This is a genomic window from Vibrio sp. Vb1574 (assembly GCF_033338675.1).
In genome coordinates, this window is sequence record NZ_JAWOTC010000065.1 from 1 (window position 1) to 11,148 (window position 11,148).

Below are 11,148 nucleotides of genomic sequence, written 5' to 3' on the forward strand. Positions count from 1 at the left end.
AGTTCTTTTAGTTGTTGATTTCATAACACTCTCCAATTTTGGGGTGGAAAGTGTCAACCTTATTTAGGACGGCACACGCTAGACGAAAAAAGGAGTGCTGTTCCGCACTCCTTTTTTAATGGGTATCAAACGATGATTAATTTGGTTGATACTTCATGTTAACAACCGACCATTCATAAAGTGATTTCGGGTAACCATATTCGCCTTTCCCGTAAATGACATTTGGGTCGGCATAGAATCCACCTTTATTCGTTGCTAAAAATTCACGCACCCCACGACGGTAAGTAATCACAGGTGCTACTAACTCATACTCTACCTTTTCCATCTTCGAGTCATCAATTATTAAGAACCGAGTCATACGAATCGTGCTGCCGCTGGTGCAGTACCCTGGGTCATCATAGTCAATTGCTTCAAAAGGCTTGAGATCATCTTCGAACAGCTCTGATGTACATCCATCAAATCGAGCTAAGTGTACCCACGCTCCTTTTATTAGAGTTTGGTCATCGTTACCCACCGGCTTGAATGCAAGTAGTGCAATCTTACCTTTGCCGTATAATTTCAATTCTTCGTCCGTTGGCTCACGCACTGAACGAACGTTCATCAAACCAAACTCACTTTCTTCTAAGTTAGAAAACTCACGTGCATTTAGCGTGCTAAACAATACTGTTTGTTCAGTTTCAAGCAATGTATATTGATCCGCAACACCTTCATCTGCAAAGCTTAGATACAGCTGGACTTTCTTACTTTCCAACGCTTTGTAATCTCGAGATTCTCCTTCCGAAACGTCGAGAGAAATCCAACGTCTTTTTACTGGTGGGAGGTCAAGTAACGTCAGCTCTTCCTTATCAACATCTAATGAAGCGACTCCTTTAATTGTTGAGCTGGATATTTGATAGCTGCGGTTTCCTATTGGTGTACCAAAGTCTAGCTTAACCTTTTTAAATGGTTCAAATTCCACCTTCATTGTATAAGCACTTAAACCAGGGTGATTCGCTTTGTTAATAGTGCCATTTACGACGATTGTTTTAGCTTTGTAGTTGCGCCCAGTAAGAGTAACCTCTAATTGGTACGTGCCTGCATGCAGGATTTTCAAACGCCCTGTATCAGGAGAAACTAGCTCGACCACAGGGTCTTTTTGGTTAATAAGACGGTAACTTGCCTTCGCAGTCCCACCACTCATCACTGGTGAGATAACACTACCAGCGGAGAATTCTACCGTTGGGTAAGTAACCGATACAGGGTTTGTGCCTTGTTTAATCGTGACCGAGAAACTACTTTCACCCGGATCCACTTTGTCGTCCCCCGCATCCGAAACAATAATTTTTGTGCTACCCGCGTTAAGAATTTGCATGGCACCCGTTTGGCTGTTTAAGGAAACCACATCTGTTGCTGCGTTGTCTGCAAATCGGTACGTAACTTCCCCAACCGTACCAGAGATTTTCGGCGCAACAAATGTTTGGCCAACCTTCCAAATCTCTTCCACATCGGATTGAACTTCAATTCGGCTCGGCGCACTCAAAATTGTCACGTAGACTTTTTGATCAGGACCAACGGTATAATTCGCGCTCTCTTTTCTGCGCACAGTTAGCGTCGCTTTACCCGCTTTATACACATGGAGACGTCCTTCACTAAAACCACCGACAACATCTGGTGCGGTGTTATCTACAATCTCAATTTGCTCGTCAGCACTCAAACCAAAATCACGGTGAAGATCAAAACTGTATTTGTTGCTGTATACAACGTCATAATCGTGCGTTGCCATGGGTTGGCCTTCAGCCTTTGCAACTTTAATGACGACATTAAATTGAATAGGTTGGTAGAACTCCCCACCATCGTCTTCAAACTTAAGGTCGTACTCACCCGCAGTCACTACCTCCAACTTGCCGTCAGTCATTCGTAAGCCATTAGGTAAGCTGCTAACTAGATTTACGTTACCTTTTTGCCCTTTAAACGCCAGAGAGATTGAAAGATTTGGTTGATAGGTAAGCGGCATTTCAATGTCTTTTATAACGGGATGAGGCGCGCGATTAACTTCAAGATCAAAGCGAGTTTTGCTTGCAGGATAATTACGCATGTCATGCTCGTAAATTTCCACTTCAGCAGCACCAACACCTTTGATCAGTAATGCTTCACCATTTTCAGTTTTAGCGACAACGTCTTCACCACGAATGATTCTCAGCTCATAGTCACCGTAGGCGTTCGTCACCTTAGGGAAAATTCGTCCACCTTCCTCATAAGTTGTGACGATATCCGCTGCCCTGATTTCTTGACGCTTGCCTTGTTTTACATCCACAAAAAATTGCGCTGTTTGCTGTTTATCCAGAAACGCGTCGCTGTAAGTTGCAGTCGCTTCAACCGTTAATCGACCAACATTATGAACAAGAAGTAAACCCGTTTCAGGGTCTAGCAACTCGGCCACCTTGCTGTCTGGTACGCTATTTATAATTTTGTAAGAAATACGTTGCGTTTGAGCTTTATCTAGACGCACTGGTTCTAACGTCAACCCTTCTCGATACTCGTCTTCAAGCAAAGCGAACTGTAATTGCCCCGGAGCTACTGCATGCAGCTTAACCGTAGCGCGAACTTGTTTCGGCAAGTAAAAGTCGTTACCTGAATCAGTAATCAGCACCGATGCCTGACCAACTGAACCTAATGAATATACCGAACCGTTCTCATCAACACGAATCAAGTTATGACCACTTTCTACCTCATAACTCAGTTCGCCTTTTTGGCCACGGACGATCAACGCTTTTCCTTCTGACTCAATCGCATTGAAATTCAGATCACTCACTGAAAGTTCAGTATTGATGCCTCGCTCTACAGTGACAGAAAATCTTGCTTCAGAAGATTCATAAGCAGAGCTACTATCTGTAGCAAGAATAGTCGCCGTTCCTGGGCGCAGAATTTGTAGTATTCCTGAGTCATTAATTTTCACGACATTTGGTGGATTAGAATCAATGACTTGGTAAGATACCGACCCATGTACATTGCTCAGTTTTGCTTCAGTAACCGTTCCCACTCCTTCAAACTTCAACACCGTGTCTTCCACTTTTAATTGCGGACGGTTCTGCTTTGTTATCGTAGTTGGTGTCTTCGTATTGTTCGGCTTAGAGTCTCCCCCACCGCCACAGCCAGCGAGTAAAGCTGCGAGAAAAAGCAAATAGTAATTTCTGTTCATTTTTAGTAATACTTTGTTACATACAAGATGGGGCGATAATAATACGATGTTTTATTAATCACTATCCCCATTTTTGAGTACTTTATTACTTAAGTAATTGCTACTGTATTAATCCTAAAAACAAATAATCAAAAATAGCGACCAAATTACATGAAAACACAAAAAGCAAACGTTTAAATCAAACTCTTCCATTAATTTAGTAAAAATTAATATTCAATAAAATAAAACATGAAAAAGAAAGAGAAAAAATTGCGTTATTTTTTCTTTCGTTATGATGTATAGGATTAATGGACTGCAAAAACAAATGGTTAATGAAAAATAGAAGAGAGAATAAATATCGTTTATATTTATAAAAATCTGGTAGGAAATAGTTTTAAAAGCATAATCAAACTACCTTTTAACATTTAAAATACTAAAAGGTAGAATTAACATTAGATAGAATTCTTATAGGGCGAGTTATTTTAGGATTGGTAACTCTGTTGTGTATTTAATGGACTCCATAGCAAATGTTGAAGTCACATTAGATAGCCCTTTTACGCTATTAACTAACCGCTTATAGAATTCGTCAAAACACTTCATATCTTTGACTAGTACTTTCATCATGTAGTCATACTCGCCAGCCATACGATAAAACTCCATTACCTCAGGAAAGTCACTCACAGTTGTAACAAAATGGTGATACCAACCTTCGGAATGATCAATCGTTTTTAACTGAACAAATGCAATGAAAGATAGCTCGAGCTTTTCTGTACTTAACAACGCCACGCGTTTTTCGATGTAGCCCTCTTCTTCCAACCTTTTCAAACGCTTCCAACATGGCGTCGTTGTCAGATTTACCTGCTCTGCTAACTCATTTAATGACAAGGTGCTGTCGGTTTGTAACAACGCAAGCAGCTGTTTATCGACCCGATCCAAACTCATCCTATAAAACCCACGAAGTGTAGAAAACTTTTCTATCAAAATAGTCATTATCGGCAACTATAGCAAAGTTTTTCTCTCGTATTATAGGTAAATTATTCCCATCTAATGCTTATCTATCGATTTCCAAGGAGAGACGCCATGTGTACTGACCACAACTGGATCAACAATGCAGTGCGTAAAATTGAAGCAGACTTTCAACGTTCTGCTGATACTCATTTATTTAAACTTGAACTGCCTTCTCTTGATGGTATCGATATCTACCTAAAAGATGAGAGCACGCATCCAACAGGCTCTCTTAAGCATCGATTGGCGCGCTCATTGTTTCTTTATGCTATTTGTAATGGATGGATTGGTCCTGAAACCACTGTAATCGAGGCGTCCTCAGGCAGCACTGCCGTTTCGGAAGCGTATTTTGCGCGTTTACTTGGCTTACCGTTCATTGCCGTCATGCCGAAAACCACTGCACGTAAAAAGATCGAACAAATTGAATTTTACGGTGGTAAAGCGCACCTTGTTGAACGATCAGATCAGATTTATGACGAGTCTCGACGCTTGGCTCAAGAACTAAATGGTCACTACATGGACCAGTTTACTTATGCTGAACGCGCTACTGACTGGCGCGGTAACAACAACATCGCGAACTCTATCTTTAGCCAAATGGAGTTAGAAGATCACCCGATTCCTAGCTGGGTAGTGATGAGTCCTGGAACAGGCGGCACATCAGCAACCATTGGCCGTTTTATTCGTTACCAAAAATACGACACTAAGCTTTGCGTGGTAGACCCTGAAAACTCAGTGTTTTACGATGCTTTCCAGTCAGGAAATCACTCATTGAAAGGCGATACTGGCAGCAAAATTGAAGGTATCGGGCGACCACGTGTCGAACCAAGTTTTATTGCTGGTGTCATTGATGAAATGCGCAAAATTCCAGACGCAGCCAGTGTGGCAACCGCCCATTGGGTATCTCAGCTGATTGGGCGTAAAGTCGGCGCATCAACAGGCACCAATCTTTACGGTGTGCTGCAATTGGCTTGTGAGATGAAACAACGCGGTGAGAAGGGTTCTATCGTGACGCTTCTATGTGATTCTGGAGAGCGTTACCTAGATACGTATTATGACTTAACATGGGTAAAAGAGAACATCGGCGATATTCAACCTTACTTAGCTCAACTCGAAGTCATTCAAGCAAAAGGTTGCGTTGAGCCAGCTTGTTGCGGCTCAACTAACGCTTAACGTGCAAACTGGACTTTAAAAAACAGCCCAACTTCATGTGGGCTGTTTTTATCGCTGGGTTTTACTTTTTCTGGCGCGCTTCAAACGCAGCCAATTGTTCTGGCGTTGCCGCTGGTTGATGATTTTGTTTCCATTCATCGTAAGTCATGCCGTAAACACGTTCGCGAGCGTCATCAATATCTAAATCCAAACCGAGATTTTCAGCCTCAGATTTATACCATTTGCTAAAGCAGTTGCGACAGAAGCCCGCAAGGATCATCAGGTCGATGTTTTGTACGTCTTTGTTAGCATCTAAATGCGCCAATAAACGGCGAAATGTCGCCGCGTCTAACTTATCTTGTTCTTCTTGAGTCAAGTTTTTGTATTTGAATTCAGCCACTTTCCTTTCCTTCTCTCTTATTTAGCTAGCTTTCGTCACCATATCTAGTTAGTCGGTAGTCATGAGTAAGAAGTATGCTTTAGCGCAACAATTCCCATTCTAAAATCACTACCTTTGATAAAAGCTGATATGATAATTACCATCCATCCTATTGATTAAATTAACATTTAAACAAATCATTACAACGGTCTTTTACCAAGGTTATCGTCTAGTTATGAAAAACGCCATTCTATTATTGTCTGCCTTGACCATTAGCGTGCCAACTTTAGCTGCTCAAGAACAAGCTCATCAATCTTATTTTTATCTGGGTACTGGTAACGTTGGTTTTGATACACCGTATTTCGGCTCGGATAGAGACAATGAGTGGTCAACACCACATATCACAGTTGGCTGGGGTTACCATATAAACCAATACCTCGCGTTTGAAGGGGTTCTGCGCTATTCACAAAATGAACTTAAGAACGATGCTCTAAAAACTGACTTAGATCTTCACTATTACCAAGCAGGTATGTCTGCTGTTGTAACAAGTGATAACTTAGGCGATACGCCGCTGTCACTGTTTGGTCGCGTAACTGCGCTTGGCACTCAAGCTGAAATGTATGTTCCAAACGAACAAAAAGTCACAGATGATTCAGGCGCGCTATTCAACATCGGTGCTGGTGTCCATTGGGATATGAGCAAAGATATCTGGTTACGCGCAGAGTACATTTATAATGTCGCGGATATGGGTTTTGAAGATTTTTACGACAGCTACGAAGGTGTACAAATCAGCCTAGGGAAACGCTTCTAATCGAACGCTTCCGAGCTAACTTTAAACCGATAAAGAGAAGCCGAGGTTATTACCTCGGCTTTTATGTTTTAACGTTTGATTTAAGGGTGCGCTATACGGCCCTTCGTATCATGGCTAATTGCTTTGTTTAACTCTGCTTCTACATGACCTGGTGCTTGTGTTTTCGCCGAAATCAATCGGTACATTGCCGGGATAACAAACAAGGTCACCAATGTCGCAAACCCCATCCCGAAAAAGATTACCGTACCCACGGCAATACGGCTCTCATAACCCGCCCCTGTCGATACGATCAACGGAATTGCGCCAGCAAGTGTGGTAAACGCAGTCATCAAGATTGGACGTAGACGTCGCGCAGCTGCATCAATGATCGCTTTTTCAAACCCAACGCCACGATCACGTAGCTGATTGGCAAATTCTACGATCAAAATACCGTTTTTCGTCACCATACCAATCAACATGATCATGCCGATCTGGCTATAAATGTTCATACCTTGGCCCATAATAACTAAACCAAGGAAGCCACCAAATACACCCATCGGCACCGTAAACATGACCACTAACGGGTTTACGAAGCTTTCAAACTGAGCCGCCAACACGAGATACGCCACTAGCAGTGCCAATGCAAACACAACAGCAACACTCGCTTGGTTCTCTTTAAAGTCTTTCGACTCCCCCGAATAACTCACCGAAATGTCACCCGGTAAGTTGTCGATGGCTTCCTGGTCTAGGTAATCCAGCGCATCTCCTAATGTATAACCTTCCGACAGGTTGGCAGTAATAGTGATGGACTTCTGTTTGTTGTAGTGAGAAAGACGAATAGAGGCCGCCACTTCTTCAATTTTTGTGACCGCATCTAACGTCACTAGCTGACCGCTATTCGTGCGCAGATAAATCTGACTTAAATCTGCAGCATTATTAAAGCTATTTTCATCACCGCGAAGATACACATCGTACTCTTCGCCACGCTCAACATAAGTCGTTTCGCTTTTACCACCGAGCATGATTTCTAGGGTGTCAGAAATGTCTTGAACACTGACTCCTAGCTCTGCGGCACGCTGTCGGTCAACTGTAACCAATAACTCGGGCGTTTTTTCCGAGTAATCTATCTCTGCTCCTTCCATCATTGGTGATTCTTCTGCTTTGTTCTTTAGCATTTCAGCCCAAACAACGAGCTCATCGTAATCAGAGCCGCCTAATACGAACTGAACTGGCTCACTCGAACCACCTTGGAAACCTGGCATAAATGGGAACACTCGAACATCTGGGATACCTGCCAATTCTTTCCGTACTTTGTTAAGGGCTTGCTGAGCCGTGATATCACGTTCGTTCCAATCTTCTAGAATCATGATCACAAAGCCTGTCTGGTCTCCTGCCTGGCCACCAAACGCTGGCGTTTGGATACTGAATGACTTCAGATAACCTTGCCCTAGTAATGGCATCAATCGGTCTTCGACAATATCCATATTGGCTGACATACGATTGTATGACGTAGCATCTGCACCGCGCACAAACGCGAATATAACACCGCGATCTTCTTGTGGGGTCAGCTGGGCCGGTACCTGATTCATCAAGAAATAGCTACCGCCCAAACAAGCTAGAATCACCAGCGGAGCAGCCCAACGTACTTTCAATGCGCCTTTCAATAATGCGCGATAACCACTCTCAAGCTTGCTAAACAAGCGATCAACCGCTTCATTGAATCGATTTGGTTTTACATTCGCTTTCAAAATCTGACTACCTAATACAGGAGTCAGCGTCAGGGCAATCAAAGAGGAGAATATGACCGACATAGCCAGCAATACAGAAAACTCTGTAAATAGTAGACCTACCATGCCATCCATAAAGGAGATCGGTAAGAACACCATCACCAACACTAATGTTGTTGCTATAACAGCAAAACCAACCTCTCTTGTGCCTTTATATGCGGCGAGTAATGGCGATTCACCGCGTTCAATATGGTGGAAGATATTCTCTACAACCACAATTGCGTCATCCACCACCAAACCAATCGATAATATCAACGCCATCAAGGTGATCAAGTTGATAGAAAACCCAAAGTAGTACGCGGCAATGAACGAAGAAATCAGAGAAACAGGAACCGTAACCGCAGGAATTAAGGTTGCACGAGCTTGGCCGATGAAAATGTACAACACCAAAATCACCAAGCCGCCCGTGATAAATAGCGTGCTGTACACCTCTTCGATTGAACGCTCGATAAATACTGTCGCGTCGTAATCTATCGCAAGGCGTGTACCTTCTGGTAAGAACTTCTGGATGTTATCGACTTCAGAACGAACCAGCTTAGCAACCTCTAACGGGTTTGCGTCTGACTGCGATACCACACCAAGACTGATGTTTACTACACCATCACTTTTGAAGGTTGAATTTTCGTTTTCTGCACCAATGAAGACATCTGCTACATCTTTTAAATAGATAGGTGTATTGTCGCTTGCGCGTTTAATGACAAGATATTGAAAATCTTCAGGCGTGTTATAAGTACGAGCCGTACGCACGGACATTACTGTTGAGTCGTTGCGAACTTCACCACCTGGGCTTTCTAGGTTCTCACTTCGTAAAGCTGATGTAATGTCCGAAGCTGTAACTGAACGTCCAGCCATTAGTTCTGGCTTAAGCTTCACGTACATGACCTTGTACAAACCACCGGAGAGATCAATGGAGCTAACCCCAGAGATCAGGCTAAAGCGGTCCATCAATACACGTTCGGCATAATCCGTTAATTGAGTACGGTCCATCTCTGCAGAACTGAGATTGATGTAGAGCGATGCCTCTCCCGAGCCATTGTTCTTATAAACAATAGGGTCATCCGCTTCATCAGGTAGCGAGCGCTGAGCACGAGCCACGGCATCACGCACGTCGCTCACACCTGTGTTGAGATCGTAACCTAACTCAAACGTGATCGTGATACGCGACATGCTGTTACGAGTAGTGGAGCTAATTTCATCAACTCCACTGTTCCCAGAAAGCTGGTCTTCCAAAACGGAGGTAATTTGGCTTTCAATAATAGTCGCAGATGCACCCTCATAACGCGTACTGATAGAAACGACTGGGCTTTCTATATCAGGCATTTCACGAACGGCTAATTTGGTGAATGACACAAAGCCAAACACACACAACAGCATGCTCAGAACTAACGCCGCGACAGGGCGTTTAACTGAAACGTCGGACAGTAACATTAGTTTTCTTCCTCATCCGATTCACTGTCATTGCGTGTCACATCCGTGGTGTTCGCTTTTAGTGGCGCGACAATTTCTTTCACTTCGACACCATCACGCATGTTAACAATGCCTTGAACCACAATCTTGTCACCAATCTCAACACCAGATTCGATCACCACCTCGTTGCCAACACGAGCACCTAGCGACACTTCTTGACGAGTAGCTTTGTTATTTTCATCAATTACATATACAAAACGTTTAGTTCCGGAGTATTCAAGTGCTTGAACAGGAATGATTGGCGCCTTAATAGCAGGAAATGCTAGTGAAGCGTTCATCAACATGCCCGGCTTCAATTGATTTTCTGGGTTATCAAACTCAATACGCACGCGAAGATTCAGTGTTTCGGCGCTGATACGCGTATCAATACCTGTGACTTGACCAGTAAAGATCTGGCTACCCCATGCACTGGTTTTAGCGATGACTTCCATACTAATAGAAAGCATCGATAAATAGCGCTCCGGTACTTGTAAATCCAGTTCCATGACGGAAAGATCATCCAACGTCAAAAGTTCAGTACCCGCACTGACCATTTTGCCGCGGCTAAAATCGATAAAACCAACAGTGCCAGAAAATGGAGCAGTAATATGGAGATCAGCTAAATTGGCTTGAGCAGCATCTAGCCTCGCTTGTGCTATTTCAACACTGGCTTTTTGTGCATCGATTTCAGTTTGAGTAATCGCATTCCGCTTAACCAAACGTTGGAACTCTTTTAACTTACGCTGTTCATCTTTTAGATACGCCTTTGCCTCAATCAAAGCGGCTTGAGCCTTATCGTCATCTAACTTAATTAATAACTGGTCTTGCTGGACATTTTGATTCGCTTTAACAGCGATTTGATTCACTTTGCCGGCGACTTCCGATGCGACAACCACAGACTCCGCTGCCTTTAATTTGCCGATAAGAGTTAAGGATTGATTGATCTCGTGCGTTTCTACTTGTTCAGTCACAACAGTAACCGCTGAGCCTCCTCGCATCGCAGCGCAAACCGATGGAGAACTCAGTAATATAGAAAGCGTTAAAACAGATAACGATAACGTGGCTTTCATGCTCATGATATTGACTTCTAAACGAATAAACTTATGTCATTAAACTGCTTACAGTTTATCAGTAGATACGGTGTTTAACGTCAAGTAGTGTAAATTCAAGTAAAAAGTGCGCTTCTCTTCTGTTCAAAGGACAAACAAAACGCTGACTTTCTACCATCTTTGCCCAAAAAGACAGCATTCAACGTAAAAACGTAAGAAAAACGCTTTACAGCCTGAGCGAGTTTGCTATGATTCGCTCCGCACTTGGGAGATGAGTTGGGAAAACATCTTACTAAGTATAAAAATCCTCTGGAGGGGTTCCCGAGTGGCCAAAGGGAGCAGACTGTAAATCTGCCGGCACTGCCTTCGATGGTTCGAATCCGTCC

The 11,148-nt window shown here is 43.1% G+C and carries 7 protein-coding genes and 1 tRNA gene; 3 read left to right on the plus strand and 5 right to left on the minus strand.

Annotated elements, in window-relative coordinates; all coding sequences use genetic code 11:
• Nucleotides 1-136: 136 nt before the first annotated feature.
• Together R7O12_RS22975 and R7O12_RS22980 are read right to left on the minus strand one after the other, a co-directional pair.
• Nucleotides 137-3,178, minus strand: coding sequence for a cadherin repeat domain-containing protein (locus R7O12_RS22975; protein ID WP_318126422.1), 3,042 nt, complete (start codon nucleotides 3,176-3,178; stop codon nucleotides 137-139).
• Between the two features lie 456 nt (nucleotides 3,179-3,634).
• Nucleotides 3,635-4,099, minus strand: coding sequence for an Lrp/AsnC family transcriptional regulator (locus tag R7O12_RS22980; RefSeq protein WP_017820003.1), 465 nt, complete (start codon nucleotides 4,097-4,099; stop codon nucleotides 3,635-3,637).
• 138 nt (nucleotides 4,100-4,237) lie between these two features.
• On the opposite strand from R7O12_RS22980, the gene R7O12_RS22985 reads away from it, so the two are divergent.
• Nucleotides 4,238-5,332, plus strand: coding sequence for a PLP-dependent cysteine synthase family protein (locus R7O12_RS22985; RefSeq protein ID WP_005389952.1), 1,095 nt, complete (start codon nucleotides 4,238-4,240; stop codon nucleotides 5,330-5,332).
• Between the two features lie 61 nt (nucleotides 5,333-5,393).
• Here the strand turns inward: R7O12_RS22985 and R7O12_RS22990 are convergent, their stop codons facing one another.
• Nucleotides 5,394-5,711, minus strand: a complete 318-nt coding sequence (locus R7O12_RS22990; RefSeq protein ID WP_005378586.1) for a DUF1244 domain-containing protein — start codon at nucleotides 5,709-5,711, stop codon at nucleotides 5,394-5,396.
• 214 nt (nucleotides 5,712-5,925) lie between these two features.
• Here R7O12_RS22990 and R7O12_RS22995 point away from each other — a divergent pair, with 214 nt between their 5' ends.
• Nucleotides 5,926-6,501, plus strand: a complete 576-nt coding sequence (locus tag R7O12_RS22995; protein WP_053307492.1) for a porin family protein — start codon at nucleotides 5,926-5,928, stop codon at nucleotides 6,499-6,501.
• A gap of 80 nt (nucleotides 6,502-6,581) precedes the next feature.
• On the opposite strand, the gene vmeF is transcribed toward R7O12_RS22995, so the two are convergent.
• On the minus strand, nucleotides 6,582-9,695 hold the full coding sequence (vmeF, locus tag R7O12_RS23000; protein WP_318126424.1) for a multidrug efflux RND transporter permease subunit VmeF: 3,114 nt from the start codon (nucleotides 9,693-9,695) through the stop codon (nucleotides 6,582-6,584).
• The gene (locus R7O12_RS23005) at nucleotides 9,695-10,789 is read right to left on the minus strand and encodes an efflux RND transporter periplasmic adaptor subunit (RefSeq protein ID WP_054576346.1); all 1,095 of its coding nucleotides are present in this window, start codon (nucleotides 10,787-10,789) and stop codon (nucleotides 9,695-9,697) included. Before R7O12_RS23005 ends, vmeF begins: the two co-directional genes overlap by 1 nt.
• A 292-nt stretch (nucleotides 10,790-11,081) precedes the next feature.
• On the opposite strand from R7O12_RS23005, the gene R7O12_RS23010 reads away from it, so the two are divergent.
• Nucleotides 11,082-11,148 (plus strand) — tRNA-Tyr (locus R7O12_RS23010).

Coding starts and splice junctions, on each gene's coding strand:
- R7O12_RS22985 (WP_005389952.1), top strand. CDS start 4,238: ATGTGTACTGACCACAACTGGATCAACAATGCAGTGCGTAAAATTGAA.
- vmeF (WP_318126424.1), bottom strand. CDS start 9,695: ATGTTACTGTCCGACGTTTCAGTTAAACGCCCTGTCGCGGCGTTAGTT.
- R7O12_RS22995 (WP_053307492.1), top strand. CDS start 5,926: ATGAAAAACGCCATTCTATTATTGTCTGCCTTGACCATTAGCGTGCCA.
- R7O12_RS23005 (WP_054576346.1), bottom strand. CDS start 10,789: ATGAGCATGAAAGCCACGTTATCGTTATCTGTTTTAACGCTTTCTATA.
- R7O12_RS22980 (WP_017820003.1), bottom strand. CDS start 4,099: ATGAGTTTGGATCGGGTCGATAAACAGCTGCTTGCGTTGTTACAAACC.
- R7O12_RS22975 (WP_318126422.1), bottom strand. CDS start 3,178: ATGAACAGAAATTACTATTTGCTTTTTCTCGCAGCTTTACTCGCTGGC.